Source organism: Azospirillum brasilense, assembly GCF_003349955.1.
In the GTDB taxonomy this organism is placed as follows: domain Bacteria; phylum Pseudomonadota; class Alphaproteobacteria; order Azospirillales; family Azospirillaceae; genus Azospirillum; species Azospirillum brasilense_B.
Window position 1 is genome coordinate 22,167 of record NZ_QLKQ01000059.1, and the last position, 25,457, is coordinate 47,623.

Sequence of the window (25,457 nt, forward strand, 5' to 3'; positions counted from 1 at the left end):
GGTGGGCAGCCCCTCCCTGCTGTGAACGACCGCCTTACTATGATCCCGCACCCCCTCCTCGCGCCAGAGGGGAACAAAGATCCTGCCCATATGACCGCTGGAATCATTGACGGGGCGGGGGTCCCTCCCCTAACTCGGCAGTCATGCCGACACCATCCCACATCCGCTCGTGGTACGCCGACACCGCGACTCCGCACCCGCGGCACCCGGTGCTGGAAGGAACGCTGTCCTGCGACGTCTGCGTGGTCGGCGGCGGCTACACCGGGCTGATGACCGCGCTGGAGCTGGCCGAGCGGGGCTACGATGTGGTCCTGCTGGAGGCCAACCGCGTCAGCTGGGGGGCGTCGGGCCGCAACGGCGGGCAGATCATCACCGGCTACAACAAGTCGATGAGCACCATCGAGCGCTGGGTCGGGGCGGAGGATGCCCGGCGGCTGTGGGACCTCGGCGAGGAATCCAAGGCGCTTCTCGCCGAGCGGGTGGCGAAGCACGCCATTCCCTGCGACCTCACCTGGGGCTTCGCCCACGCGGCGGTGAAACCGCGCCACATGGACGACGTGGCCGCGATGGAGCGCGAAATGCGCGACCGCTACGGCTACGCCAAGGTCCGCAAGCTCGACCGCGACGCCATGCGGGCGGTGGTGCGCAGCGACGCCTATGTCGGCGGGTTGGCCGATGACGGAAGCGGGCACCTGCACCCGCTGAATTACGCGCTGGGCCTCGCCAGCGCTGCCGCCCGGGCCGGCGTGCGCATCTTCGAAGACAGCCGCGTCACCGCCATCGACACCGGGGATCGTCCCGTTGCCAGCACGGCGAAGGGACGGGTGACGGCGCGCTTTCTCGTGCTGGCGGGCAACGCCTATCTGGGGGCGCTGGCACCGCGCCTATCGGCCAAGGTGATGCCCGTCGCCACCTACATGATCTCCACCGAGCCGCTGGGTGAGGCCACCGCAACGTCTCTGCTGCCGACCAATGTAGCGGTCAGCGACATGAACTTCGTGCTGAACTACTTCCGCCGTTCCGCCGACCACCGGCTGCTGTTCGGCGGCGGCGTCAGTTATTCCGGACTGGACGCGCCGGGGCTGAAAATCGCCATGCGGTCCAAGATGTTGGCGGTCTTCCCACAGCTCCGCGACGCCGCGGTCGATCATTTCTGGGGCGGCCATGTCGCCATCACCATGAATCGCATGCCGCATGTCGGGCGGCTGACGCCCACCACATATTTCGCCCATGGCTATTCGGGCCACGGTGTGGCGCTGGCCGGCATGGCCGGACGAGTGATGGCGGAGGCGATCCGCGGTACGGCCGAGCGGTTCGACGTGTTCGCCCGCGTGCCCCACCTGCCCTTCCCCGGAGGGCGACGTTTCCGCACACCAGCGCTTGTCCTCGCGATGCTCTGGTTCCGGCTGCGCGATCTGCTGTAACCTGCCCGTCCCATTCCCGCTTCCGGTCCTTGCCAATGTCCGACGCCACCGATACCGAAACCGGAAGCACGGAAGCCGATGCCAAGGCGACGCCCACCCCCGCAGTAAGCGATGCCGCTCCCGCAGCGCCGATGCGGGACACGCATTTCGATTTCGAGCATAAGGTGTTCAGCCTGTCCGGGGCCTTCTTCTGCATCGACCCCTCGTCCAAGCAGCCGGTGCTCCACATCCTGTTGGGCGATCTGAAGGCCGCCCTGCCCTTCAACACGCTGATGGAATCCTTCGACATCAAGGAGGACAGCCGCGACTCCAAGCTGCTGGACGTGGTGGAAAAGGGCTTGGCCTATGTGAAGCAGATCCGGCCAGGCGAACAGATTCCAGGAGAATTGCTGGACGGCCGCGCCTCCTGGTCGGTGGAGGAGAAGCACCGGACCATCGCGCGGGGACGCCTGACGGTGCAGCTCGTCTCCTCGATCTCCGGAACCGAGATGATCGTGGTGAAGGCCGACGAACTGGAGCAGATCGTTGAGGACCCGCAGACCAAGCAGCGCGTCAAGGCCGCCTTCAAGGACATCGCGGCGAAGCTCGATCTGAAGGACAATTACGAACAGTATCTCACCGACCGCATCGAAGACCTGACCCAGGAGCTGTCCTACATCGAGGCGTTGCGCGACCGCTTCAACGCGATCCGCGCCATCAGCGGCAAGCTGACCCGGCTGACCCAGCTCTACCGGACCGACCGCACCCTGTGCAACGAGGTGGCGCGCATGCAGGGGCTGCTGGGCAAGCCGCTGAAGGACTACGATGCCATCTTCGAGCAGGCGGACGCCCAGACCGGCGAGATCTTCGGCGCGCTGAAGGCCTTCGACACCACCGTGACCTTCATCCGGAAGATCCGCGACGATCTGCGCGCCCGGCTTCTGGAATGGGAGGACATTCTTCAGGCCTGGGACACCACGCCGGTGGAGAAGTCCACCGCCATGGAGCAATTGCAGAAGCAGACCTACCGCTTCCTCGCCAACCGCTTCATGGAAACCAAGGTCTGGATTCGCAAGTAACCGGATTCGCCGCCCTCCCCCGCCGTTGCCGTGGCCGAAGATTCGAATGGCTGCGATGATCGGAATCGGCTTGTCACCGGAAAGGCGCTCACCAAACATCCCTCCATCCACACCTTGACGGTGGCCGACACGGAGGATGTCGCCATGAAAGCAATCAAGCTGTCTTTGTGGGGGATTTTAGCCCTTCTCACGATTTTATGGATCGCCGCCGAGCCCGGCGTGTTTCTGGCCGACGGTTTCTTCAGCCTTCGCGCCCAGCTGGTTCAATACAGCGGAATCGTCGCCATCGGATGCATGGCCGTTGCGATGATCCTGGCACTGCGCCCACGCTGGCCGGAGGCCTGGTTCGGCGGCCTCGACAAGATGTACCGTCTGCACAAATGGCTGGGCATCGCCGGTCTCGTCGCGGCGGTGGTCCATTGGCTGTGGGCCCAGGGGCCGAAATGGGCGGTGGGCTGGGGGTGGTTGGCCCGGCCGCAGCGGGGGCCGCGGGCGATTCCCGACAGCGCCCTCGAACAGTCCCTCCGCAGCCTGCGCGGCACCGCCGAAGGGCTTGGCGAATGGGCTTTCTACGCGGCCGTGCTGCTGATCGCCCTGGCGCTGTTCAAACGCCTCCCCTATCGGCTGTTCTTCAGGACGCACCGGCTGCTGGCGATCGCCTACCTCGTGCTGGTCTTCCACGCCGTCGTGCTGACCGACTTCACCTACTGGAGCAAGCCCATCGGCTGGGTGATGGCGCCGCTGCTCGCCGCCAGCGCCTGGGCCGCCATCGTCGTGCTGCTCGGCCGGATCGCCGCCGACCGGCGGGTTCCGGGCACGATCGGCGCGCTCCATTACTTTCCGGGCGTGCGCACGCTGGAGGTCGCCATCGACGTTCCGCAAGGCTGGCCGGGCCACAAAGCGGGCCAGTTCGCCTTCGCCACATCGGACAAGGCGGAGGGCGCCCATCCCTACACCATCGCCTCGGCCTGGAACGATGCCGAGCGCCGCATCACCTTCGTGGTCAAGGAACTGGGTGACCACACCCGGCGGCTGAGGGAACGGCTGGCGGTCGGCCAGGCGGTGACGGTGGAGGGGCCCTACGGCTGCTTCACCTTCGACGATTCCTGCCCGCATCAGATCTGGGTGGGCGGCGGCATCGGAGTCACGCCCTTCATCGCCCGCATGAAGTTCCTGGCGGCGAACCCTCAACGGCCACGGCAAACCATCAATTTCTTCCACTCGACCAGCGAATACGACGGGGACGCGATCGCGAAGCTCACCGCCGACGCGGCGGCGGCGGGGGTTCGCCTCCATGTCCTGATCGACAGCCGCGACGGTCGTCTGGATGGCGAGCGCATCCGCGCCCTGGTGCCGGACTGGCGCGACGCCAGCGTCTGGTTCTGCGGCCCGACGGGCTTCGGGCATGCGCTGCGGAACGACTTCGCGGCCCACGGCCTGCCGGTAGAGCAACGCTTCCACCAGGAACTCTTCGCGATGCGCTGACCCCAGACAGCCTTACGCGTCCGGCTCACGCAGCAGGGCGCCCTGGCGCAGCAGCTCGCGCTGGATGGCGCCGACCGGGATGTCGCGGGTGCGCTCACCGCGCCGCGCCGCCATCGACGCGCAGACCCCGGCGGCCTGCCCCGTCGCCATGCAGGTGGGCGTTACCCGGTAGGAGGAGTGGGCCTCGTGGCTGCCGGAGATGCAGCGTCCGGCCACCAGCAGCTTCTCCGTTCCCTTGGGCAGAAGGGCGCGCATCGGCACCTCGTACCATTCGCCGGAGGGCACACGCTTGAGCACCGTGCCGCGGCCGGTCGGGCTGTGGATGTCCACCGGGTAGGTGCCGCGCGCGATGGCGTCCTTGAACTTCGCCGCGCCCAGCACATCGTCCGCGGTCATGGCATAGTCGCCGACGATGCGCCGCGTCTCGCGGATGCCGATTCCCGTGCCGGTCTGGCAGGTGTAGGCGTCGGCGAATCCGGGGGCGTATTTGCGCAGGAAATTGGCGATCTGCGCGGCCTGCCGATGGCTCTCCCACTCCGCGCGGGTCAGGTCGAAAACGTTGGTGCCCAGCGCGCCGGTGACCCGCGTGCAGTTCAGGGCGACCTCGCCGGGGTGGGTGGTGGCGAAGAACAGGATGTCCTCGCGCGCCAGATCGAGGTCGCCGTTGGCGGTGGCCTTGGACACGAGGTCCCACAGCCCGTGCACACCGCGCCATTGCGTCGGATGGTCCCGCACATAGCCGTTGAAAGCGTCGTGGTCGAAGCCGACCATGCGGAACATCAGCGTCATGGGCTGGGTCAGCCCGTCCTCCTCCCGCCCGACCTCGTAGTCGCAACCCGCCAGCGCCGCGATGTCGCCGTCCCCCGTGCAGTCGACGATCACGTCGGCTTCGATGACCACCGGCCCGGACTTCGTCTCGAAGACCACGGCGTCCGGCTTGCCCGGCTCGCCGAGCACGGTGGAGGCGAAGGCGTGCAGCAGCACCTTCACCCCGGCTTCGTCGAGGATCTGCTGCGCAGTGACCTTCAGCACCTCCGGATCGAAGGGAACGGTGAAGCCGGTATCCGGCGAGGGCGGAATGGCCCCCTGGTTGGTGTAGAGCCGGCCCAGGAAGACGGCCAGCGCCCCGCCCACCACCGGCTCGCCGGGGCCGTGGTCCTGCGGCATCAGGCGGGTGTTGTCGACCACGGCCACCGATCCGCGCTGGGTGTAGAAGCTCATCCAGGGCATGACGAGCGCCGCCGTGGCGTTGCCGCCGAGGAAGCCGTAGCGCTCCACCAGGATGGTGTCGGCGCCCGACTGGGCGGCTCCGATGGCCGCCCCCATGCCAGCGGGACCGCCGCCCACGACAAGGACGTGGCAGCGCGCCACCTTCATGGCGCGGCGCGGCGGCAGCGTGACCGATTCAGGATTCGGGGGACAGGGCAGGACGGGCAAGACTGGCTCCTTTCGTCGTTCCGCCGGCCATCACTCCGCCGGCTCCACCGCCGGTTCGGCGCGCGGGGCCACCGTCCGCAGGGCGAGCGGCGCCGTTTCGCGGGCGCGCTCCATCAGCACGGGGATCCGGTCGCGCAGCAGTCCCTTCTGCTCCGCGCGGTGGTCCCACAGACGGTCGAGGTCGGCGAGGAAGGTCCCGGCGGTGGTGTGGGACACGGTCGCCCGCGGCTCCAGCCCCACCGAGGACAGGAAATCCGACACCTTGGAGGCGTAGGGCAGCGCGATCAGCGGCGTGCCGGTGATCGCGGCGAAGATCAGGAAATGCAGGCGCATTCCCACCGCCATTTCAAAGTGATCCATCAACCCGATGATCTGGCGCGGCGTGTAGCGGTATTGCAGCAGATGGGCGCGCTCCGACACCGCCATGCGGCCCATGACGCGGTGCGCCTCGCGCACGTCGGCGCGCTCCATCGGCACGAACACCACGTCGGCGCCGAAGCGCTGCACGATGTAGTCCGCCGCTTCCGCCAGGAGTTGATGATAGGCGGCGTCGGTGAGTTCCGGCGCGGCGGCGCCCTGTTCGCGCACCGACAGACCGACCAGCGGCCGGCCGCGCGGGATTCCGGCCTCGGCCAGCATCTCCTCGGTGAAGGGCTCCGGCTTCAGCAGCAGCGCCGGATCGGCGGTGACCGTCACGGGAACCTGCACGCCGATCTCCTCGATCAGCCGCTTGGCGCTCGGTTCGCGGACGGTGATGCCGGTCATGCGGTCGAGTCCCTCGCGCACCGCGTCGCGCTCCACGCGATCCTTCAGCGGACCGACGCCGATGGCGAAGGTGTAGGTCGGCACCCCCAGCCGCTGCGCGATGGTGACCTCGCGCAGGTAGGTCTGCGCCTCGCTGTCGTAGAGGATGCCGCCGCCGCCCAGGAGCAACAGGTCGAGCCGCTCGACCTCCGGGGTGATCTCGTCCTTCATGGCTTCCCGCGGATTCAGGACGCGGTCCACCGCGTGGTTCTCGCGGGTGTGGGCGGCGTTGCGCGAGAAGACGACCACCTCCACCCCCGGCACGGCCGTGCGCAACTGCTCGATGGCCGAGGTGAGGATCGCCTCGTCTCCCAGATTCAGGCCGCCGTAAGACCCTGAGATTCCTATGACCGTCATCCGTAACCCCCCGCGGCACCGAAGCCGTGCGCCTATGCCTTCGGGTGCAACCCGACCGGCTGGCGAAGGTTCCGTGGGGCCGGTATTCTTCGGTTCTGGCCGCCCGGCGTTGGACGCCGGGGTTGGACGGGCAACTCAAGGACGACGATGCCAAGACCCAAGCTGTTTCTCGACCTCGACGGCGTTCTGGCCGATTTCGACCGCGGCGTGAAGGCGGTCACCGGCAAACGCCCGGAGGCGATCCCGATGAAGGTCATGTGGCGGGAACTGTCCCGCCATCCCGACTTTTTCGGAACGCTGGAGTTCATGCACGACGCGCAGGATCTCTGGCGATTCTGCGAACCTTACGCCCCGACCATCCTGACCGGCCTGCCGCTCGGCTCCTGGGCGCCGGAGCAGAAGCGGCGCTGGGTCGCCCATATGCTGGGTCCCCATGTGCGGGTCATCACCTGCATGGCCCGCGACAAACACCGGCACGGCGGGCCGGGCACGGTTCTGGTGGATGACCGCGAAAAGGCTCGCGATCCCTGGACGCAGGCGGGCGGTGACTTCATCCTCCACACCAGCGCGAAGGAAAGCATCGCCGCCCTGAAGCGTTTGGGCTTCACCGGTTGACTGCAGTCTTTTGTCCGGCCTCACTCCGCCGGCAGCCGCCTGCCCTCGCTGCGCGTCTTGAGAAGCGAGACCACCACGCCGCCCGCGATCAGGGTCAGCGTTACACCCAGCGAGATCAGCGGGTCCGGCTTGCCGAAGACCTGCGTGTAGAAGATTTTGCCGCCAATGAAGACCAACACCAGCGCCAGCGCGTATTTCAGGTAACGGAAGCGGTGGACCATCGCCGCCAGCGCGAAGTAGAGCGCGCGCAAACCGAGGATGGCGAAGATGTTGCTGGTGTAAATGATGTAGGGGTCGGTGGTGATGGCGAAGATGGCCGGGACGCTGTCCACCGCGAAGATCAGGTCGGCGAACTCGACCATCATCAACGCCAGGAACAGCGGCGTGGCATGGAGCGCGGTCCGCCCGTCCGGCCCCTTCTCGCGCACGAAGAACTTCTGGCCGCGGAAGCCGTCGGTGATCCGCAGGTGCCGGTTCAGGAAGCGCAGCGCCGGGTTGCCGGCGAGGTCCGGCTCCTTGTCCACGGCGAACAGCATCTTCACGCCGGTGATCAGCAGGAAGGCGCCGAAGACGTAGAGCACCCAATGGAACTCACTGACCAGCGCGGCCCCGGCGGCGATCATCAGGCCGCGCATCACGATCACGCCCAGGATGCCCCAGAACAGCACGCGGTGCTGGTAGGCCCGCGGGACCGCGAAGTAGGTGAAAATCAGCGATATGACGAAGACGTTGTCGAGCGACAGACTCTTCTCGATGAAGAAGCCCGTGTAGTACTGGGCCGCCGCGGTGTCGCCCATCGACCACCAGACCCAGCCGCCGAAGAGCAAGGCAACCGCGATGTAGAAGGCGGAAAGACGAAGACTTTCCCTGACGCCGATCTCACGGTCGCGGCGGTTGAGGATGCCGAGGTCGAAGGCCAGCAAGGCCAGGACGAGGCCGACGAAGGTCAACCAGACCCACACCGGCTTTCCCATGAAATCGAGAAAGACGGGTGCGATAAGGGAATCCATAACAAGACCCACTTGATTGCGCTGCGTCTGCAGTGAATTCAAGCGGTATCCGACATCACGGCTGACGCCTCAGCCGTCAGAGGGGCCCGGACCCGAACGCCACGCAAATGGTGTCGCCCATAGTCCGTTCAAGATCCACATCCCGCGAGTCGATCAACTTTCCGCGGAGGACATCCATCCTTTGCCGGCCTTTGCCGGCGATACGGCACCGTTGCGCCGCACAGGGCCGTCCTTTTGATGCATCCAGGCCACAGTGAACGCAAGAACTCATGATTGATGAAACACTTAGGGTTGCCTTTCCGGCCATCGCTCTTGTGCCGATGGATTCGATCTGCCAAGAACACGGGAAAATCCACACGCGCGAAGGCACCAGGAGTTTCGCATGAACCAAGCCGAACTCATCGAGACCATCGCGACCAACGCCGGCATTCGTAAATCCGATGCGGCGAAGGTCGTCCAGTCGGTGTTCGAAGGCATTTCCTCGGCGCTCGCCCGCGGCGAGGAGGTGCGTCTCGCCGGGTTCGGTATTTTCGAGGTTGCCGAGCGCGCCGCCCGCGAAGGGCGAAACCCGCGCACCGGCGAGGCGGTGCAGATCGCCGCGTCCAAAGCGCCGCGTTTCAAGCCGGCCAAGCAATTGCGCGACGTGGTGAACGTCTGATCGACATCGCCCAATCCAAGGCCGATTCAAATCGGCCGACTCACAGGGGAACGGAGCTGAACGCGGCCATGACCATCGAAGCATCGGAATTGCAGGCCCTGACCGCCAAGGTCGTTGCGGCCTATGTCGGCAACAACACGGTGCCGGTCGCCGACCTGCCGGCGCTGATCCTCAACGTGCAGGCGGCCTTCAACGGCCTGGGCGAGGACAAGGCCGCGCCGGCCAAGGCCGAGCTGGTTCCGGCGGTGCCGATCAAGAAGTCGGTGACCCCGGAATACATCATTTGCCTGGAGGACGGAAAGAAGCTGAAGATGCTGAAGCGGCATCTCAAGACCGTCTACGACATGTCCCCGGACGACTACCGCGCCAAATGGAATCTGCCGGCGGAGTATCCGATGGTCGCCCCGAACTACGCCAAGGCCCGGTCGGAAATGGCCACGAAGCTCGGCCTGGGCCGCAAGCGGGTCGCGCAGGACTGACCCCTGCCCCACCCCCATCGGCGGGCGCATCCTTCAAGGATGCGCCTTTTTTCGTTCTGGCTTCGCCGACGGAGGGCCGGGATAGGACGTCGTCAACGATCGTCGGGCAGCGTCGCTTCGCCGTGACCGAGTTGCCGCTGCATCAGCACACTGTCCACCCAGCGCCCGAACTTGAAGCCGACCGCTTTCAGCACACCCGCTGAGTCGAACCCCAGGCTTCGGTGCAAGCCGATGGACGCCGCGTTGCCGCTGTCGCCGATCACCGCGATCATCTGGCGGCACCCCGCCGCCGTGCAACGCTCGATCACCGTCGCGAGCAAGGCCCGCCCGGCGCCGCGGCCCATGCCGTCCGGGTCGAGATAAATCGAGTCCTCAACGCTGTAACGGTAGGCGGTGCGCAGCCGGTAGGGGCCCGCATAGGCGTATCCTATGACCCGCCCGTCCATCTCCGCAACGACATAGGGCATACCCCGGGCCAGCACGTCGTCCCGTCGGCGGGCAAGCTCGTCCAGGCCGGGGGGAACCTCTTCGAAGCTCGCCGTGCCGGTCAGGACATGGTGGGTGTAGATCGCCTGGATGCGCGGCAGATCGTCCGGGCGGCTGTCGCGGATGTGCATGGATCGCCTCTCGCCTTGTTCGGACCTGGAATAGCACGTCCGCAACCTGGGAGAACACCGGCGTCGCCGCGGCGGAGGTGGGCTTCACCACGCCCCCTGAGGAACGTCATATGCCAAGCAGCGCGCGCCCTTAGCCTGTATGGCCAGAGCTTATGCAGAAGATAAAGGCGGCTGGCCGAATGATGACAAAGCGGAGAGAACCGCATCGGCCTTATCTCCAAACGGAAACCGTCATCTTTTCGCCAATCTTCCAAAAGTTCTCCCGATCTTTTCGGCATTCATAAGGACCGAATAGTCCGGACATACGCCAAAAAATATTGCTGCACCGCCGTTTCAAGGCTTGATCCGACTTGGAGGTGGCGGCACAGTATCAATGTCTGATTGACGTGTTCCCGGATAATTTCGGCAAATCCCCCAGAAAAAAAATGCCGAAACGGTGGGCGTCTGCGAACGGCCATCGAAAGGGTTCCACGGCAAGAGACGGTGGAGCGTTGGAGAGAGGAGGCCGGTGTGCTCAAGAAACTCCTGACTGGTGAAAACGCCAGCCTGACCCGTTATGTCGAGGAGTCGAAGCGGTTCCCCATCCTGGCCCCCGACGAAGAGCGCGAGCTCGCCGTCGCCTGGCGCGACCGCGGGAACGGCCATGCGCTGGAACGTCTGGTGGGAAGCCATCTGCGGCTGGTCATCAAGATTGCCCGCGGTTTCGGCGGCTACGGCCTTCCGCTGCCCGACCTCGTCGCCGAAGGCAACGTGGGCCTGATGCAGGCCGCCCAGAAGTTCGATCCGGAACGCGGCTTCCGTTTCGCGACCTACGCCACCTGGTGGATTCGCGCCTCGATCCAGGAATACATCCTGCACAGCTGGTCGCTGGTGAAGATGGGCACGACCGCCGCCCAGAAAAAGCTGTTCTTCAACCTGCGCCGCCTGAAGAGCCAGATGCAGGAGCTGGAGCAGGGCGACCTGTCCCCCGCCACCGTCACAGCCATCGCGACCGAGCTGGACGTGCCGGAGCAGGAGGTGATCGAGATGAATCGCCGCCTCTCCTCCAACGACAGCTCGCTCGACGCCGCGCTGTCCAGCGACGGCGAGACCAACTGGCTGGAACTCCTGGCGGATGACCGCCCGACGCAGGAAAGCGTGATCGCCGACGCCGACGAACTGGCGCTGCGCCGCCGGCTGGTTGGACAGGCCCTGGAACGGCTGGACGACCGTGAACGCCGCATCCTGTTCGAGCGCCGCCTGAAGGAGGACCCGTCCACCCTGGAGTCGTTGAGCCAGCAGTTCTGCGTGTCCCGCGAGCGGGTGCGCCAGATCGAGGTGCGGGCTTTCGAGAAGCTGCAGAAGGCCGTTCTCAGCGCCGCCCAGGCGCTGCGCCGCGCGCCGGCCCATATGGCCGCCTGATTATAGCTGCCTGATGTAGACGAACAGTCGACGTCCAGATTGCCTCATTACATACCGGCGGATGCCAAACGGCTCCGCCGGTTTTCTATTTCGTTAAAGCCCGGTGAATTGTTGGGCCTGCGACAACTCTGCCGGTTTTCACACCCATCGTAACCCTCCATAGTGCCGCCCGCAGGTTAGTTACTTTGCATTAAAAACAAATTGCGCTAATCTGAAGCGGTCCTTTTTTCGTGGGGAAGTCGATCCATGTCGCATTCTGCCCAGACGCAGTCCATTCTTGACCGTATCTCCTTCTTGCGAATCGACGAACCCACAAAGGCCGTCCTTCGGGAATTCCAACCCTACCTCGCCCAGCGCATCGACCAGGTTCTTGAGGATTTCTACGGCTATCTGCGCTCGGTCCCGCAGGTTGCGGCGCTGCTCGCCGATCCAACGGTGGTCAGCCGGGCGCGCGACATGCAGAAGCAGCATTGGCTGAAGAACGTCTTCACCGGCACCTTCGACGACGCCTACATGGCGCAGGTTCTGAAGATCGGACAGGCCCACCAGCGCATCGGTCTGGAGCCGCGCTGGTACACGGGCGCCTATTGCTTCACCCTCAACAAGCTGATCGACCTCGCCTATCAAGTCTACCGCAAGAAGCCGGAGAAGCTCGCCCAGCTCATGCAGGCGATCAACAGGGCGGTCTTCCTCGACATGGATCTGGCGACCTCCGTCTATGTCGACCTGAACACCGCCGCGATCATCTCGCGTGAACTGGGAACCACCGCCGACTCGTTCGAACGCGAGGTGAAGAGCGTGGTGCAGGCGGTGGCGTCCGCCGCGCAGCAGCTTCAGGGCACCGCCCAGAACATGAGCCGCACCGCCGAGGAAACCAGCGTGCAGTCCACCCAGGTCGCCGCGGCGGCCGAGGAAGCCTCCGTCAACATCCAGACGGTCGCCGCGGCGGCGGAAGAGCTGACGGCCTCCATCGGCGAAATCAGCCACCAAGTAACCCAGTCGGCGGCCATCGCCGGAGAGGCGATGTCGCAGGCTGAGCGCACCAACACCACCGTGCAAGGCCTGGCCGATGCCGCCAGCCGCATCGGTCAGGTGGTGAAGCTGATCCACGACATCGCCAGCCAGACCAACCTGCTGGCGCTGAACGCGACCATCGAGGCCGCCCGTGCCGGCGAGGCCGGCAAGGGCTTCGCCGTCGTGGCGTCGGAGGTGAAGAGCCTCGCCAACCAGACCGCCAAGGCGACGGAGGAGATCAACGCGCAGATCGGCGCGGTCCAGGGGGCGACACAGGACGCCGTTCTCGCCATCCGCTCGATTTCGGGAACCATCGCGCGGATCAACGATATCTCGACCTCCATCGCCTCAGCCATGGAGGAGCAGGGCGCCGCCACCACCGAGATCGCCCGCAACGTTCAGCAGGCGTCGATCGGCACCCGCGAGGTCAGCGAAACCATCGTGCGCGTCAACGCCTCGGCGTCGGACACGGGGTCGGAAGCGCGCAGCGTCCTGTCCGCGACGAACGAGCTGTCCGTCCACTCGAACAATCTGCGAGCGGAGGTCGACCGCTTCCTGGCGCGGGTTCGGGCCGGCTGATTGCAGGAATGGATCGTGACCGGCGGCCCGATCCGGTGCCGCCGGTCCGAGAGTCTCCGCCTGAACGAGTGATCGGCCTGCTGTTGGGATGGCAGAGGCGCGGGCTGCGGTCAGAGCACCGTGCGGAGAACCGAATCGCTGATCTTGATCTTCGCCGCGTTGGCGGCCGAACGGATATCATCGAGCGACCGCCAATGACTGCGACCGCCGATGGTGGTCAGAGCCCCATTCTGCATCGCCACGAAAAGGCCGGTACGCCCCAGGTTGACAATCTTGATCATCACACGCCCTCCCCTGCGTCCGGGCGCCGTCACCGTACAGGCACCTTTGCGCCCTATTTCGTTTAGAGGCTTATCAAGATACGCCGTATTTCGTCAACAAGGCTTATCGTCATAGCCTAAAGGTTGTTTGTTTCAGAAAAACAACACGCTTACGTGCGCAATGTACCATGTCTTTTCCTCTGGCACCGTTCGTCGGCTGGTTTCTGCCCGGTAAGACTTTCATCGGGCACGGGGAACGCGGCCAGCGCCGGCCCGTTCATTCCCTCACATGGTTTGAAGCCCGGAGGAGGAATGGACGCCGCCACCGCGTCGCAGGATGCCATCAGCCTGCCCGTCGCAATTCGCCCGGCCAGCCGGACCGACCTGCCGGATCTCGAATGGTTCGGGCTGCACACGCCACACCGGGAAATCCTCGCCACGGCCTTCCGTGCCCAGGAGCGCGGGAGCGGCGCCCTTCTGGTGGCGGAGATCAACGGCTTTCCCGCCGGCCAGATCTGCATCGACTTCCAACGCAAACGGCATTTGCGCCGCGCCACGCTGTGGGCGTTGCGGGTGTTCCAGCCTTTCCGCAACCGGGGCATCGCCACGCGGCTGATGGCCGCCGCCGAAAACACCGCGCTCGACCACGGCTGTTCGGAAGCGGAACTGGGCGTGGACCGGGACAACGCCGGGGTCCTCGCCTTCTACGAGCGGTTGGGTTACGAGCTGCGCGGCACCGAACGGGGGCGCTATTCCTACCGCACCCCGGCCGGCGAGCTGGTCCAGGTGCCCATCGATCAGTGGATCATGCGCAAGCCGCTGTTCCGGCAGACGGCTTGGCGGACCGGAGCCGGCTTCGCGCCGGTCATTCCGCCGCCAGCGCTATGAGCCGGGCCGGGCGGCGCCGCGGCAGACGGATGCGCGCGCCGTCCAGGATGTCCGCCAGTTCCCGCGCCGAATCCGTGGCCATGGTCAGGGCGACCAGAGGAAGCCAGCGGTCGAACACCTGGGTTGTCACGTCGCCTTCCCCGGCCTGCATGGCGGCCAGAGCGTCCAGCACCGCCATCTCGTCCATTCCGACCCGCGAGCAGGTCGGGCAGCGGAACGCCGGCCGCCCGGCGTTGGTCACGGCGAAGGTGCCCAGCAAGGCGAACAGAGGCAGCAGAACCGACGACGGCACGCCGGCCACGCCGAAGCTGGCCCGCATGGCGGCCATCGCGCCCGCGGTGCCGTGACGGAACCATTGCCGGAAGCCGGTCAGAAGCGCGCGCTCCGCCGTCGTCAGATCGGACACCGTCCAGGGGGACAGCCGCCCCTCGCCCACCGAATCGCACATGTTGACCCCTCCCGACTGAAGTGACGGAACCGACCTTAGACGATCCGCCTCCGATTTGCGAGTCATTCGCATTTGCAATCGATGGACCTTCTGACGCAGGGCCCCGCACCGATGAGGGCTGTGACAATGCTTCGTGACAAAAGCCGGCCCGGCCCGATGGAAAGGTCGGGTTAACCATATTCCGGGACCCTTGCCACGCCCGCAGACAGGAGCGTGGAAGGATGAGGCGGACAGTCGGACAGGCGCTGCTCGGATTGGTGGCGGCGTTGGCAATGCTCGGTACGGCGCAGACGGCGGCGGCCCAGATTCACCTGAACCCGGCCTATGGCGACGGCGCCCTGCTCGGTCCGACCATGGCCCGCGGCGCGGTGGTGTGGAGCCACGGCCGGTCCGTGGAGGTCGAGGATTCGAACGCCCCCACCCCGCTCTACATGAAGACCATGCGGGACGCCGGGTGGGACGTGTTCCGTCTGGACCGCATGCGGGTCAGCGACACGCTGCCGAACAGCTCCCGCGCGCTGGCGGGCTACGCCGACCAGTTGAAGGACCGTGGCTACCGCAAAGTCGTGTTGACCGGCCAGTCCTTCGGCGCCTTCATCTCGCTGATGGCCGCCGGGCAGAGCGACCGGGTGGACGCCGTCGTCGGCACCGCCCCCGCGGCCTTCGGCAACTTCTCCGACTCCTACGACAGCTTCCGTGACAACGCGGCGCAGCTCTGGCCGATCCTGCGCGGCATCCACAGCGCGCGGGTGATGCTGTTCTTCTTCCATGGTGACGATTTCGACCCGGGCGGACGCGGGGAGTCGGCGCGCGGCATCCTGTCCTCGCGCGGGCTCGACCACATCGTGGTCGATCAGCCGGCGCTGCTGACCGGCCATGGCGCCGCGACGACCGGCATGTTCGTCCGGCGCTTCGGGTCCTGCATTCTGCGCTTCGCCGAAGCGCCGCCGCGCCGGGGCGACCCGTCCTGCGACGAATCCTGGGGCCGCACGCCAAGCGCGGAGCTGATGCGGGCCGCGGCGCCGGAGCCGCGCACCGGCAGCGGCACCTCCTCTCCGGCGGGCACCGGCGCCCGCTCCTTCCTCGGCGTCTGGTACGGCGCCTACATCAACGGGCGGGAGATCGCGCTGGCGGTGGACCGGGTCGACGGTGACGCCGTCTACGCCGACTATGTGCTGGGGCCGGGCATGGAGGCCGACCAGCCGATGGAGCGCGCCCAGCGCAAGGGCCGCATCGAGAACGACGAGCTGGTGTTCGACGAGAAGGGGCGCAACGTGCTGCGCTACAGCGTCCGGACGGACGGACGCCTGTCCGCCACCTGGCTGGACCGGTCCGGCAAGGGCCGTCTGGAGACGACCCTCCGCCGGATGGACTGAGCAATCACAAACGGCGGGCGATCACAGGCGGCGGGCGATCACAGGCGGTGGACGATCACAGGCGGTTGACGATCACAGGCGGCGGGCGAGCGCCAGCAGCCCGCCGGCGCCGATCATCAGACCGCCGGTCAGGCGGTTGAGCGTCCGGGCCGCGGACCCGCTGGTCAGCCGGGCTCCGATGCTGTTGCCCCCGGTGGCGTAGGCCATGATCCAGCCGAACTCGATCACCACCATGATCGCCACCAGCGCCACGAGCTGCGGCATCAGCGGGGTCGCCGGATCGATGAACTGCGGGAACAGGGCGGCCATGAAGACCAGAGCCTTCGGGTTGCTGAAGGCGACCAGCAGCCCGCGCAGGAACAGGCGATGGGCCGGGGCTTCCTCCGCCGCGGCGGCGGCGCCGACGCGCGGCGAACCGTCCGGCACCGGCGCCCGCCACGCGGCGATGCCGAGCCAGGTCAGATAAGCCACACCCGCCCACTTCACCGCCTGGAAGGCCGGCTCCGACGCCGCCAGCAGGGCGCCGAGGCCGAGCACCGAGAGGGTGGCCATCGTCGTCAGCGCCACGCACATGCCCAGCCCGCCCCAGGCCGCGCGACGGACGCCGTAGCGCAGGCCGAGGCTCATCGCCAGCAGCATGTTGGGGCCGGGAGTCATCGACAGCACGAAGGCCGTCGCGAAGAAGAATCCGAGGGTCTGCCAGTTCATCGCCGTCTTCCGAAGGGGTCCCGGATGTCACCACGGAGCGGCGCGTCTGGCAAACGCCGCCTGCGCAAAGCTGCTCAACGCCGGTTCGCATCGCTCGGCGCCAGATCGCGGGCAGTCGGATCGCGGCCAGCCGGATCGCTGTAGTCCCACGGCGGTGTGCGCAGCCACTCCTCCAGGCTGCCCGGCGCCGCCCTGCCCCGTGGTTCCGGCCGCTCGGCCGACTGGATGGGCTCGGCCGCCTTCGAGCCGAGAGGCGCGCCGGGCCACACCCGCCCGTCGCGATCGACCCGCGCACGGTAGCGCAACCCCATGGAGGCGATGAACTCCCCCTGCCCGGTCGGGCGCCCGAACGCGAATCCGCCGACGTAGCGGTGACCGTCCGGCAGGGTCAGCGTTCCCGGACCGCTGGCGAGGCCATGCCGGAAACGGCCCTGGAAGATCGTCCCATCCTCGCGCCCGCTGCGTCCCGCCCCCTCGGCCCGGCCATCGACGAAGACCGCTTCGGTCCAGTCGATGGGATCCGCGCCATTGAACGTTTCAAGAACACCGGCACCATGGGCGAAACCGTTGCGGCAGGCGCCGGTCCAGCGGACGGACTTCCCCCGGCTGGGGTCAGGATCGCGGACGCGGCAGCCACTGACGGGGTCGGTCAGAACCCGTTCCGCCGTTTGCCGCTCCTTTCCTTGAACCGGGCACGACAGGACCATGCCCAGCGACAGGGCCACCAGTCCGGTGAGCAGGAACCGGGTTCGCATGATCGGATACTCCGCACACGCGCACAGCCTGGCGCGGGAGCGGATCCAATCACCCCGAGGAGGGCGCCGTCTGTGCCCTGCCTCTCACCTCACGCCGGTTTCGTCCAGCGGGCCGCCGCGGTGTCGTCGGATTCCTTGGCCTCCACCCAGCGCTCGCCCTCCGGGGTGGCCTCCATCTTCCAGAAGGGCGCCTTGGTCTTGAGCCAGTCGATCAAAAAGTGGCAGCTTTCGAAGGCCGCCTCGCGGTGGGCGCTGGCGGTGGCGACCAGCACGATCTGGTCGCCCGGCTCCAGCCGCCCATAGCGGTGAATGATCAGCGCGTCGTCCAGCGGCCAGCGCTCTCGCGCCTCCGCCTCGATCGCCTCCAACTGCCGCTCGGTCATGCCGGGATAATGCTCCAGCGTCATGGCGCTGACGGACTCGCCGCCGGCCATGTCGCGGACCAGCCCGACGAACAGGGTCACCCCGCCGATGCCGGTCTTGCCGCCGGTCATCGCGGCCAGTTCCGCGCCGACGTCGAAGTCCTCGCTCTGCACCTTCACCGTCACGGCAACACGTCCTTCCTCACGCCCTTCCTCTCAGCCGCCGGTCACCGGCGGGAACAGGGCCACCTCATCGCCGGGGCCGACCGGGTGGTCGTAGGGCACATGCTCCTGGTTCACCGCGACCTTGACCACCGTGCTGTTGGCGAGCGCGTCGGCGTGCTTCGGGCTGCGGGTCTTCAGCCACGCCACCAGGGCGCCTACGTCCCGGACCTCCGCCGGCAGGTCCACCGTCTCGGTCGCCACGCCGATCTTGGTGCGCAGCCAGGCGAAATAGAGGATCTTCATCACCGAACCTCACTGAAAGGCAGGAAATCCACGATCATCCCCGGCTCGACGCGGGTGATCTCTTCCGGCAGTTCGACGAGCCCGTCGGACTCGACCATCGACGACAGGATGCCGGCTCCGTCGCGCGGGTGCTTGACCGCGGTCAAAACCCCGTCGGCGGCGCGGGCGAGCGTGGCCCGCACATACTCGCGCCGCCCCGCCTTCTTCTTGTAGGTAAAGCCGGCGCGCAGCGGGAACAAGGCCGGCGCCTCGTCCGCCGCCCCCATCAGCCGGAGCAGGATCGGGCGGGCGATGCGCAGGAAGGTGACCATCACCGCCACCGGGTTGCCCGGCAGGCCAACAAAAACGGCACCCTTTGCCGTCCCCAAAGCCACCGGGCGCCCTGGCTTGATCGCCAGCCGCCAGAAATGCAGGCCGCCCAACGCTTCCACCGCCGCCTTGACGTGGTCCTCCTCCCCGGTGGACATGCCGCCCGAGGTGATGAGAACGTCGTGCGTCCCCGCCGCCTCGTCCAACGCGCCGCGAACGGCGTCGAGCCGGTCGGGCAGGATGCCGAGATCGGTCACGCGGCAACCGAGCTGGCGCAGCGCGGCGATCAGGGCAAAGCGGTTGGCGTCGTAGATGCAGCCCGGCTCCAGCGGCACGCCCGGCTCCCGCACCTCGTCCCCGGTGGAGAAGACGGCGACACGCAGGGCGGTGCGCACCGTCACCTCCCGCCGCCCCAGCGAGGCGAGCAGGCCAATGTCCTCCGCCCGCAGCCGGCGGCCGGCGGTCAGGACGGTGCTGCCCCGCGTCATATCCTCCCCGGCGCGGCGGCGGTTGGCGCCGCGCCGGATGCCGGGAGGAATGGTGACAGAGCCTGCTTCCGCCTTGCAGTCCTCCTGCATCAGCACGGTGTCGAAGCCCTCGGGCATCGGCGCACCGGTGAAGATGCGCACCGCCTCGCCTCGCCGTCCCGGACGGTCCAGCGCATGGCCGGCGGCGACGCGCGCCGTGACCGGCAACCGTGTGGCCGCGTCGGGAGTCAGGTCGTCGAAAAAGACCGCGTAGCCGTCCACCGCCGAATTGTCGTGCGGCGGCACGTCGAACGGGGCAACGACATCCTCGGCCAGCGCATGACCAAGGGCGTCGGCAAGACCGATCCGGCGGCTCTCCGTGACGGGGTGGAGGCGGTCGGAGAGAAGCTCCAGCGCCCGGTCCACCGCCATCATCTCCCCGCCGAAGGCGAAGCAATCGTCGCTAAGCTGAGCCATCGCCCCACTCCACCCCCGCACACCGCCGTCTCAGACAGCCTGCCCTGTCGCCCCACAGCGGTCCAGCGCGCAACGCGCAATGATGAAGGCGGCGATGCCCTCCTCGTCGCCCAGGTCGAAGACGGGCACCTTGGCGTCCGGCACCGGCCCGTCGCTGGCGATCGCGACGATGCTCGGATCGTCCAGCGCGATCAGCGGCTTGCCCACCGAGGCGCGCCACACCTCGATCTTCTCGTGCGGCTCGCGCTTGAACCCCTCGATCAGCAGCAGATCGACCGGCGACATCTTCGGCAGCAGTTCCGCCAGGGACAGCTCCGGCTCGTCGTCCCGGATCTCATGCATCAGCGCCCAGCGGCGGGGCGAGCTGACCAGAACCTCCGTGGCGCCGGCCTCGCGGTGGTTGTGGCTGTCCTTGCCGCGATGATCGATGTCGAAGCCCTTGTGCGCGTGCTTCATGGTCGAAACGGTCAGGCCGCGCCGGATCAGCGCCGGGATCAGGCGAACGATCAGCGTCGTCTTGCCGCTGCCGCTCCACCCCGTCAGGCCGAACATCTTCATGGAAGCCCCTATCCTCCGCCTTGCCGCCCATCGCTGCGCGGGCGTTCCACGGTCACATAGCAGAAACACACGGGCATGCGAACGGACAAACCGGAATGGCCGCCCGCTCTGCCATGTGCCGGAAAAACAGACCGCTCCAAAGCGGACCGCAGGAAACGCGTTTCAGCCCGGCGTGCGGGCCGGATTGCCCGGGGCGCCCTTTTGCGGCTTGGCCGGCTGATGGGCCATCATGTGCTTCAGCCCGGCGCGCATGTAATCCCAACCGGTAACGAAGGTGAGGATCGCCGCCACCCACAGGCCCAGCGTGCCGATCAGCGTGACCGGAATGTGGACCGGGCCGTAGTCGCCGACGATCAGGAAGCCGATCGCCACCATCTGGATCGTCGTCTTCCACTTGGCCATCCAGGTGACCGGAACCCCGACGTTCAGCCCGGCCAGATACTCCCGCAGGCCGGACACCAGGACCTCGCGCAGCAGGATGACCACGGCCGCCAGCACCGACAGCCCGGACAGCCGGGCGAAGGCGACCAGCATGATCAAGGTCGCGGCGACCAGCAGCTTGTCCGCGATGGGGTCCAGGAACTTGCCGATGACGCTTTCCTGCTCCCAGGCGCGGGCCAGATAGCCGTCGAACCAGTCGGTGATGCAGGCCGCAGCGAACAGCGCGCAGGCCGTGTAGGCGGCCCACGCCTCCGGCACGTAGAACAGCCCGACCACCACGGGAATCACCGCGATGCGCGACAGGGTGAGCAGGTTCGGCAGGCTGGTCAGCATCGGTCGCAACTCTGGAATCGGGGGAAACGCGCGGCGGGCGGCGTCATTCTAACCGTCTGAATGGAAATGATCGTATATCTTTTTCGCCACTGTTTTGCTGATCCCTTCGACCGACTCCAAATCCGCCAGTCCGGCGCGGGAGACGGCGACGGCGCTGCCGAAATGGTGAAGCAGGGCCTTCTTCCGGCTGGGTCCGATTCCGGGAATCTCGTCGATCATCGATTTCCCCAACGCCTTGGTGCGCTTCGCCCGATGGGTGCCGATGGCGAAGCGGTGCGCCTCGTCCCGCAGCCGTTGCAGGAAATAGAGCACCGGGTCGCGCATTTCCAGCTGGAACGGCGCACGGTCGGGCATGAAGAAGCGCTCCCGCCCGGCGTCGCGGTCCGGCCCCTTGGCGATGCCGACCAGCGTCACGTCGTCGATCCCCAGATCGGCCAGCACGCCCAGCGCCATGTTGAGCTGCCCGACGCCGCCGTCGATCAGCACCAGATCGGGCCAGGTGCCTTGCGTCCGCTCCGGGTCCTCCTTGACCGCCCGGCCGAAGCGGCGGGCCATCACCTCGCGCATCATCGCGAAGTCGTCGCCGGCGGCGCCCTCGGTCTTGATGTTGAACTTGCGGTAGGCGTTCTTGATGAAGCCCTCCGGCCCGGCGACGATCATCGCGCCGATGGCGTGGGCGCCCTGGACGTGAGAGTTGTCGTAAACCTCGATGCGCTGCGGCGGGCCGTCCAGCCCGAAGACCGACGCCACCCCGTCGAGCAGCCGCGCCTGCGACGAGCTTTCGGCCAGCCGCCGCCCATGGGCCTCGCGCGCGTTGGTCAGGGCGTGCTCGACGATGCGCCGCTTGTCGCCCCGCTTGGGCGCGGCCAGCTCCACCCGATGGCCGGCGCGCAGCGCCAGGGCCTCGGTCAGCAGCTCCTGCTCCGGCAGATCGTGGCTGACCAGGACGAGGCCGGGCGCCGCCTTGTTCTCGTAGAACTGGGCGATGAAGGCGGCCAGCACCTCCGGGGTCTCGGCGCTCTTGTCGTGGCTGGGGAAATAGGCGCGGTTGCCGTAGTTGCGCCCGCCGCGGAAGAAGAACACCTGCACGCAGGTCATCCCGCCCTCGGCGTAGGCGGCGATCACGTCGGCGTCCTCGACCACCCCCTCGACGTTGATGTCCTGGTGCGCCTGCACCGCGGTCAGCGCCCGGATGCGGTCGCGGTAGCGCGCGGCGGTCTCATAGTCGAGATTCTCCGCCGCCTTGGTCATCTCCGCGACGAACTCCGTCTGGATGTCCCGGCTCTTGCCGGACAGGAAGGCGCGGGCCTGATCGACCTGGGCCTGATACTCCGCCGGGCTGACCCGCTCCACGCAGGGCGCGGTGCAGCGCTTGATCTGGTACTGCAGGCAGGGCCGCGTGCGCGCGGCGAACACCGTGTCGGCGCAGTTGCGCAGCAGGAAGGCGCGCTGGAGCGCGGTGATCGTCCGGTTGACCGCCCCCGCCGAGGCGAAGGGGCCGAAATAGTCGGCGTCGCGCGACCGCGCGCCCCGGTGCTTGGTCAGCTGCGGATAGTCGTGATCCTTGGTGATCATGATGTGCGGGAAGGTCTTGTCGTCCCGCAGCAGCACGTTGTAGCGCGGCATCAGCCGCTTGATCAGGTTCGATTCGAGGAGCAGCGCCTCGACCTCGGTGTGGGTCGTGACGAACTCCATGGTCTCCGTTTCCGACACCATGCGCTGCAGCCGCACGGGCAGGCGGTTGACCTGGGTGTAGTTGAACACCCGCCGCTTCAGGTTCTTGGCCTTGCCGACATAGAGCACGGCCCCGTCGCCCGCCAGCATGCGGTAGACGCCGGGCGTCTGCGGCAGGGTCTTCAGATGGTCGCGGATGACCTCCGCCCCCCGGGCGAGATCGGCGGGGCGCCGTCGCGGGCGTTGAGCGGCGTTCCCGCCTTGGGCATCCGCGCCCTGAAGATCAGCAGCGTCGGTGTCGGCGCCGTCCGTTTCCGGAAGAACAAGCTCGGTGGGGGTGTCTGTGGTGTCGGCCATGTCTCGAATGTCGTCGGGTGCGGGGAATGGGTCAACCTCCCCCTGCCCTGAATGGTTAAGACGAACGACTCACCCCATTGGCGGTCACTCATCGGGATATCCACGACTCCTGTGGATAAGTGTGTCGATAACCTACGGGTTACCCCAACGGAACCAAGGCGCCCCAAGGGATTCCAAAGCTATGCACAAAATTTAGGCATTTAAGCTAAATCTTTGTTTTTGCTGAAGACACCCCGAGTCAACTTGGCACTTTGGCGCTGCGTCGCGAAATTTCCGGATCGTGCAAACAGCCCCTTGCGCCAACTGGGGCGGATGTGTACAACGCGCGGTCCTTCTGCCGGCCTGTCCGACCAGCCGAGGCACTGGCTGCGGAACGGCGTTGCGCATCCCGGCCGGACCGCCTATTCCGTCGGCACGAACCCCAGGGACGGCTGCGCCCACCCCAAATGCTCGCCGCCGTCCAGCGCGACCATCTGACCGGTGACCGACGGCGCGTCGATCAGGAAGCGCAGGGCCGCGCAGATCTCCTCGGGCGAAGGGCCGCGCCTGAGCGGAGTCGCGTCGCGCTGGGCGGCGAACTCCTCCTCTGTCTGACGGACGTTCTTCAATGTCGGGCCCGGCCCGATCGCGTTGACCCGGATGCACGGAGCGAGCGCCATGGCGAGCGTCTGGGTCAGCGTCCACAGGCCGGCCTTCGACAGGGTGTAAGAGATGAAGTGGGGGGTTAGGTTCCACACCCGCTGATCGATCATGTTGACGATCAGCCCCTCCACGTCTGCCGGCACCTGGGCGGCGAAGGCTTGGCTCAACACGAAGGGGGCACGGAGGTTGGCCTCCATGTGGCGGTCCCAGGACTCGCGGGTCACATCCCCCACCTCGTCCCGCTCGAAACGGGAAGCGTTGTTGACCAGAAGCGACAGCGTGCCAAGGCGCTCGACGGCTTCGGGCACAAGCGCCTGCGCGTCCAGCTCGCGCTCCAGGTCGGCTTGAAGCGCCACGGCGACGCCGCCCTGTCCGACGATCTGCGTCACCACCGCGTCGGCCTCGCTGCGGGAATGCCCGAAATGCACCCCCACGCGCCAGCCACGCGCCGCGAGGTCGAGCGCGATGGCGCGTCCGATCCGCTTTCCCGCCCCGGTGACCAGGGCCGCTTTCCTCTTGATCTCCACCATGCCGCCATAGGTACCCTGCCACCCGTTCCGGTCAAGGGGTTCCCTTCGGGTCAGGCTCCGGACCGGCAAAAGACGCGCGGAACGGATGCGGCCATGCTGAGGGAAGCCTTCGAGTATCTGACGACACCCTGCCCGCCGCTGGCCCGCCGTTACGGCTATCTGGCGGAAGCGGTAGCCCTCGGCGCGCGTCACCGGCGCCAGCGGCGGGCCTGGGCTCCCCACGTCGAGGCCTGCCGGCGCTTCGTCCAGGAGGCCGCGGAGCGGGCGCCGCGGGGCGGGCGGGCGCTGGTGGCAGGGTCCGGCTTGCTGATCGAGATTCCGTTGCCGCTGCTCGCCGAGCGATTCGGCGAGGTGGTGCTGATCGACATGGTTCACACCCGTTCCGCACGCCGGCAGGCGCGGCGCCATCCCAACGTCCATCTGCTCACGCTCGACGTCACCGGTGCGCTGGCGCCCCTGGATGTCGCCCTCGCCGACGGCTCGCCGCTTCCCTCACCGTCGCCGCCCGACCTGCCGGGGGAGCGGTTCGCTTTCGCCGTGTCCTGCAATCTCCTGTCGCAACTCCCCCTCCTGCCCCTGGACGCCATCGACCGCAAGGCGCCGAACACGCCGGGAGCGGAGCGGGAGCGCTTCGCCCGAGCCCTGGCGTGGACTCATCGCTCCTGGCTGCCCCGTGTCGCTGAGCAGGCCGCTCTCTTCACCGATGTGGAGAGCCTCTGGCTGGAGAATGGCGCGGTGCAGGAGCGCGAGAACTCCCTGTGGGGGCTCGATCTTCCTCATCCGGACCGCGCCTGGGATTGGGACATCGCGCCAGCCCCGGAGGAGGACCGTCGGCGCAGCTTGCGTCACCGGGTCGGCGCTTGGTTCAATCTTGCAGCCCCAACTGGGACCTGACGGTGTGACAGGCATCGCTTCCCGCCGTGAATTCACGGCACACCAGCGGGCGGTGCTCATAGACGCTGCAGAAGACGGACTCGCCGAGGGTTCCCATCAGGGCGGCGCAGCGGTTGCCATTGCACCGCATGCGCCCGTCCTCCTTCAGATGTTCCATGATCCCGTCACCATCCCAATCACCGATGAAGGTCGGCCATTCCCAGGAATAGGCGCAACAGGCCCCGCAGCTTTCGCAATCCGGCACGTCAGCGTCCGTCGGCATGGCATTTCCCCATTCTTCCCCGCCCTCCCTGTCCCCTCCCCTGCGAAGCTCTCGCGCAAACCGAAGGTTTGCGCTGACGCGGCAGGCGGACCTCTGGTCCGCCAAGAGCGGTGGTGGGTTAGGGAGGGGGCCCGCGTCGACATCTTTGAAACCCCAAAGACAACGAAAAGCCGGCGCTTCCCATGGAGAGAAGCACCGGCTCTGTCGTTCATGAAGCCGATTGTCAAGTGTTTGGGAAACCGTGTCCGTCCAAGCCCTTGGATGGCGTGGCGTGTGCCGTGGTGACCTGGCGGCGACCTACTCTCCCACG

At 67.1% G+C, this 25,457-nt stretch carries 27 protein-coding genes; 11 read left to right on the forward strand and 16 right to left on the reverse strand.

The genetic code is table 11. From position 1 onward, the window contains the following. Positions 1-143 precede the first annotated feature (143 nt). The 3 genes from DXK32_RS22665 (at position 144) to DXK32_RS22675 (ending at position 3,967) form a co-directional block, all read left to right on the forward strand. On the forward strand, positions 144-1,424 hold the full coding sequence (locus DXK32_RS22665; RefSeq protein WP_114860580.1) for an NAD(P)/FAD-dependent oxidoreductase: 1,281 nt from the start codon (positions 144-146) through the stop codon (positions 1,422-1,424). 131 nt (positions 1,425-1,555) lie between these two features. Then, on the forward strand, positions 1,556-2,482 hold the full coding sequence (locus DXK32_RS22670; RefSeq protein WP_247877291.1) for a hypothetical protein: 927 nt from the start codon (positions 1,556-1,558) through the stop codon (positions 2,480-2,482). 144 nt (positions 2,483-2,626) lie between these two features. Beyond that, positions 2,627-3,967, forward strand: a complete 1,341-nt coding sequence (locus tag DXK32_RS22675) for a ferredoxin reductase family protein (protein ID WP_114860602.1) — start codon at positions 2,627-2,629, stop codon at positions 3,965-3,967. 12 nt (positions 3,968-3,979) lie between these two features. On the opposite strand, the gene DXK32_RS22680 is transcribed toward DXK32_RS22675, so the two are convergent. Together DXK32_RS22680 and DXK32_RS22685 are read right to left on the reverse strand one after the other, a co-directional pair. Next, complete coding sequence (locus DXK32_RS22680; RefSeq protein WP_247877292.1) at positions 3,980-5,404, reverse strand: FAD-dependent oxidoreductase; 1,425 nt, start codon at positions 5,402-5,404, stop codon at positions 3,980-3,982. A gap of 30 nt (positions 5,405-5,434) precedes the next feature. Beyond that, the gene (locus DXK32_RS22685) at positions 5,435-6,565 is read right to left on the reverse strand and encodes a polysaccharide pyruvyl transferase family protein (RefSeq protein ID WP_114860583.1); all 1,131 of its coding nucleotides are present in this window, start codon (positions 6,563-6,565) and stop codon (positions 5,435-5,437) included. Between the two features lie 147 nt (positions 6,566-6,712). Between DXK32_RS22685 and DXK32_RS22690 the strand changes: the two genes are divergently transcribed. Continuing rightward, positions 6,713-7,180, forward strand: a complete 468-nt coding sequence (locus DXK32_RS22690) for a hypothetical protein (protein WP_114860584.1) — start codon at positions 6,713-6,715, stop codon at positions 7,178-7,180. Positions 7,181-7,200: 20 nt separating this feature from the next. Here DXK32_RS22690 and DXK32_RS22695 read toward each other — a convergent pair whose 3' ends face one another. Then, a complete protein-coding gene (locus DXK32_RS22695; RefSeq protein WP_114860585.1) occupies positions 7,201-8,190 on the reverse strand; it encodes a TerC family protein in 990 nt (329 codons plus the stop codon). Between the two features lie 331 nt (positions 8,191-8,521). On the opposite strand from DXK32_RS22695, the gene DXK32_RS22700 reads away from it, so the two are divergent. Further along, positions 8,522-8,848: an HU family DNA-binding protein gene (locus DXK32_RS22700; protein ID WP_257722223.1), complete on the forward strand. Its 327-nt coding sequence runs from the start codon at positions 8,522-8,524 to the stop codon at positions 8,846-8,848. A 68-nt stretch (positions 8,849-8,916) separates the two neighbouring features. After that, positions 8,917-9,327, forward strand: coding sequence for a MucR family transcriptional regulator (locus DXK32_RS22705; RefSeq protein WP_114860586.1), 411 nt, complete (start codon positions 8,917-8,919; stop codon positions 9,325-9,327). 92 nt (positions 9,328-9,419) lie between these two features. On the opposite strand, the gene DXK32_RS22710 is transcribed toward DXK32_RS22705, so the two are convergent. After that, the gene (locus tag DXK32_RS22710; protein ID WP_114860587.1) at positions 9,420-9,944 is read right to left on the reverse strand and encodes a GNAT family N-acetyltransferase; all 525 of its coding nucleotides are present in this window, start codon (positions 9,942-9,944) and stop codon (positions 9,420-9,422) included. 510 nt (positions 9,945-10,454) lie between these two features. On the opposite strand from DXK32_RS22710, the gene rpoH reads away from it, so the two are divergent. Both rpoH and DXK32_RS22720 read left to right on the forward strand, forming a co-directional pair. Further along, positions 10,455-11,345, forward strand: coding sequence for an RNA polymerase sigma factor RpoH (gene rpoH / locus DXK32_RS22715; protein WP_114860588.1), 891 nt, complete (start codon positions 10,455-10,457; stop codon positions 11,343-11,345). Positions 11,346-11,591: 246 nt separating this feature from the next. Next, positions 11,592-12,938: a globin-coupled sensor protein gene (locus DXK32_RS22720; protein ID WP_114860589.1), complete on the forward strand. Its 1,347-nt coding sequence runs from the start codon at positions 11,592-11,594 to the stop codon at positions 12,936-12,938. A gap of 110 nt (positions 12,939-13,048) precedes the next feature. On the opposite strand, the gene DXK32_RS32765 is transcribed toward DXK32_RS22720, so the two are convergent. Further along, complete coding sequence (locus tag DXK32_RS32765) at positions 13,049-13,219, reverse strand: hypothetical protein (protein WP_205215806.1); 171 nt, start codon at positions 13,217-13,219, stop codon at positions 13,049-13,051. A gap of 291 nt (positions 13,220-13,510) precedes the next feature. Here DXK32_RS32765 and DXK32_RS22725 point away from each other — a divergent pair, with 291 nt between their 5' ends. Beyond that, positions 13,511-14,086: a GNAT family N-acetyltransferase gene (locus tag DXK32_RS22725; RefSeq protein WP_114860590.1), complete on the forward strand. Its 576-nt coding sequence runs from the start codon at positions 13,511-13,513 to the stop codon at positions 14,084-14,086. On the opposite strand, the gene DXK32_RS22730 is transcribed toward DXK32_RS22725, so the two are convergent. Next, positions 14,064-14,534, reverse strand: a complete 471-nt coding sequence (locus DXK32_RS22730) for a hypothetical protein (RefSeq protein WP_114860591.1) — start codon at positions 14,532-14,534, stop codon at positions 14,064-14,066. The genes DXK32_RS22725 and DXK32_RS22730 overlap by 23 nt on opposite strands. Positions 14,535-14,755: 221 nt before the next feature. Between DXK32_RS22730 and DXK32_RS22735 the strand changes: the two genes are divergently transcribed. After that, on the forward strand, positions 14,756-15,910 hold the full coding sequence (locus tag DXK32_RS22735; protein WP_114860592.1) for an alpha/beta hydrolase: 1,155 nt from the start codon (positions 14,756-14,758) through the stop codon (positions 15,908-15,910). 72 nt (positions 15,911-15,982) lie between these two features. Here the strand turns inward: DXK32_RS22735 and DXK32_RS22740 are convergent, their stop codons facing one another. The 9 genes from DXK32_RS22740 to DXK32_RS22780 form a co-directional block, all read right to left on the reverse strand. Beyond that, on the reverse strand, positions 15,983-16,618 hold the full coding sequence (locus tag DXK32_RS22740) for a LysE family translocator (RefSeq protein ID WP_103039056.1): 636 nt from the start codon (positions 16,616-16,618) through the stop codon (positions 15,983-15,985). A gap of 74 nt (positions 16,619-16,692) precedes the next feature. Then, entirely contained in the window at positions 16,693-17,373 is a 681-nt protein-coding gene (locus tag DXK32_RS22745) for a hypothetical protein (RefSeq protein WP_114860593.1), read from the reverse strand. Positions 17,374-17,462: 89 nt separating this feature from the next. Beyond that, on the reverse strand, positions 17,463-17,921 hold the full coding sequence (moaE, locus tag DXK32_RS22750; RefSeq protein ID WP_114860594.1) for a molybdopterin synthase catalytic subunit MoaE: 459 nt from the start codon (positions 17,919-17,921) through the stop codon (positions 17,463-17,465). Between the two features lie 30 nt (positions 17,922-17,951). Continuing rightward, complete coding sequence (gene moaD, locus DXK32_RS22755) at positions 17,952-18,203, reverse strand: molybdopterin converting factor subunit 1 (protein WP_038527886.1); 252 nt, start codon at positions 18,201-18,203, stop codon at positions 17,952-17,954. Further along, a complete protein-coding gene (moeA, locus tag DXK32_RS22760; protein ID WP_114860595.1) occupies positions 18,203-19,456 on the reverse strand; it encodes a molybdopterin molybdotransferase MoeA in 1,254 nt (417 codons plus the stop codon). Before moeA ends, moaD begins: the two co-directional genes overlap by 1 nt. Before the next feature lie 30 nt (positions 19,457-19,486). After that, positions 19,487-20,014, reverse strand: coding sequence for a molybdopterin-guanine dinucleotide biosynthesis protein B (mobB, locus tag DXK32_RS22765; protein WP_114860596.1), 528 nt, complete (start codon positions 20,012-20,014; stop codon positions 19,487-19,489). Between the two features lie 162 nt (positions 20,015-20,176). Beyond that, a complete protein-coding gene (pgsA, locus tag DXK32_RS22770) occupies positions 20,177-20,788 on the reverse strand; it encodes a CDP-diacylglycerol--glycerol-3-phosphate 3-phosphatidyltransferase (protein WP_114860597.1) in 612 nt (203 codons plus the stop codon). A 48-nt stretch (positions 20,789-20,836) separates the two neighbouring features. Beyond that, positions 20,837-22,819, reverse strand: coding sequence for an excinuclease ABC subunit UvrC (gene uvrC, locus DXK32_RS22775; RefSeq protein ID WP_114860598.1), 1,983 nt, complete (start codon positions 22,817-22,819; stop codon positions 20,837-20,839). Positions 22,820-23,220: 401 nt separating this feature from the next. Further along, positions 23,221-23,991, reverse strand: a complete 771-nt coding sequence (locus DXK32_RS22780; protein WP_114860599.1) for an SDR family oxidoreductase — start codon at positions 23,989-23,991, stop codon at positions 23,221-23,223. A gap of 93 nt (positions 23,992-24,084) precedes the next feature. On the opposite strand from DXK32_RS22780, the gene DXK32_RS22785 reads away from it, so the two are divergent. Next, positions 24,085-24,885 carry a hypothetical protein gene (locus DXK32_RS22785; protein ID WP_114860600.1) on the forward strand — a complete coding sequence of 267 codons (801 nt, stop codon included), beginning with the start codon at positions 24,085-24,087 and terminating at the stop codon, positions 24,883-24,885. On the opposite strand, the gene DXK32_RS22790 is transcribed toward DXK32_RS22785, so the two are convergent. After that, positions 24,857-25,147, reverse strand: a complete 291-nt coding sequence (locus DXK32_RS22790) for a YkgJ family cysteine cluster protein (protein ID WP_114860601.1) — start codon at positions 25,145-25,147, stop codon at positions 24,857-24,859. The two genes, DXK32_RS22785 and DXK32_RS22790, sit on opposite strands and share 29 nt — an antisense overlap. Between the last annotated feature and the right edge of the window lie 310 nt (positions 25,148-25,457).

What these genes read in the sequence shown, in the direction of transcription:
- DXK32_RS22665 (WP_114860580.1), top strand. Translation starts at nt 144, where the DNA reads ATGCCGACACCATCCCACATCCGCTCGTGGTACGCCGACACCGCGACT.
- DXK32_RS22670 (WP_247877291.1), top strand. Translation starts at nt 1,556, where the DNA reads ATGCGGGACACGCATTTCGATTTCGAGCATAAGGTGTTCAGCCTGTCC.
- DXK32_RS22675 (WP_114860602.1), top strand. Translation starts at nt 2,627, where the DNA reads ATGAAAGCAATCAAGCTGTCTTTGTGGGGGATTTTAGCCCTTCTCACG.
- DXK32_RS22685 (WP_114860583.1), bottom strand. Translation starts at nt 6,565, where the DNA reads ATGACGGTCATAGGAATCTCAGGGTCTTACGGCGGCCTGAATCTGGGA.
- DXK32_RS22690 (WP_114860584.1), top strand. Translation starts at nt 6,713, where the DNA reads ATGCCAAGACCCAAGCTGTTTCTCGACCTCGACGGCGTTCTGGCCGAT.
- DXK32_RS22695 (WP_114860585.1), bottom strand. Translation starts at nt 8,190, where the DNA reads ATGGATTCCCTTATCGCACCCGTCTTTCTCGATTTCATGGGAAAGCCG.
- DXK32_RS22705 (WP_114860586.1), top strand. Translation starts at nt 8,917, where the DNA reads ATGACCATCGAAGCATCGGAATTGCAGGCCCTGACCGCCAAGGTCGTT.
- DXK32_RS22710 (WP_114860587.1), bottom strand. Translation starts at nt 9,944, where the DNA reads ATGCACATCCGCGACAGCCGCCCGGACGATCTGCCGCGCATCCAGGCG.
- DXK32_RS22720 (WP_114860589.1), top strand. Translation starts at nt 11,592, where the DNA reads ATGTCGCATTCTGCCCAGACGCAGTCCATTCTTGACCGTATCTCCTTC.
- DXK32_RS32765 (WP_205215806.1), bottom strand. Translation starts at nt 13,219, where the DNA reads ATGATCAAGATTGTCAACCTGGGGCGTACCGGCCTTTTCGTGGCGATG.
- DXK32_RS22725 (WP_114860590.1), top strand. Translation starts at nt 13,511, where the DNA reads ATGGACGCCGCCACCGCGTCGCAGGATGCCATCAGCCTGCCCGTCGCA.
- DXK32_RS22730 (WP_114860591.1), bottom strand. Translation starts at nt 14,534, where the DNA reads ATGTGCGATTCGGTGGGCGAGGGGCGGCTGTCCCCCTGGACGGTGTCC.
- DXK32_RS22735 (WP_114860592.1), top strand. Translation starts at nt 14,756, where the DNA reads ATGAGGCGGACAGTCGGACAGGCGCTGCTCGGATTGGTGGCGGCGTTG.
- DXK32_RS22740 (WP_103039056.1), bottom strand. Translation starts at nt 16,618, where the DNA reads ATGAACTGGCAGACCCTCGGATTCTTCTTCGCGACGGCCTTCGTGCTG.
- DXK32_RS22745 (WP_114860593.1), bottom strand. Translation starts at nt 17,373, where the DNA reads ATGCGAACCCGGTTCCTGCTCACCGGACTGGTGGCCCTGTCGCTGGGC.
- moaD (WP_038527886.1), bottom strand. Translation starts at nt 18,203, where the DNA reads ATGAAGATCCTCTATTTCGCCTGGCTGCGCACCAAGATCGGCGTGGCG.
- moeA (WP_114860595.1), bottom strand. Translation starts at nt 19,456, where the DNA reads ATGGCTCAGCTTAGCGACGATTGCTTCGCCTTCGGCGGGGAGATGATG.
- mobB (WP_114860596.1), bottom strand. Translation starts at nt 20,014, where the DNA reads ATGAAGATGTTCGGCCTGACGGGGTGGAGCGGCAGCGGCAAGACGACG.
- pgsA (WP_114860597.1), bottom strand. Translation starts at nt 20,788, where the DNA reads ATGCTGACCAGCCTGCCGAACCTGCTCACCCTGTCGCGCATCGCGGTG.
- uvrC (WP_114860598.1), bottom strand. Translation starts at nt 22,819, where the DNA reads ATGGCCGACACCACAGACACCCCCACCGAGCTTGTTCTTCCGGAAACG.
- DXK32_RS22780 (WP_114860599.1), bottom strand. Translation starts at nt 23,991, where the DNA reads ATGGTGGAGATCAAGAGGAAAGCGGCCCTGGTCACCGGGGCGGGAAAG.
- DXK32_RS22785 (WP_114860600.1), top strand. Translation starts at nt 24,085, where the DNA reads ATGCTGAGGGAAGCCTTCGAGTATCTGACGACACCCTGCCCGCCGCTG.
- DXK32_RS22790 (WP_114860601.1), bottom strand. Translation starts at nt 25,147, where the DNA reads ATGCCGACGGACGCTGACGTGCCGGATTGCGAAAGCTGCGGGGCCTGT.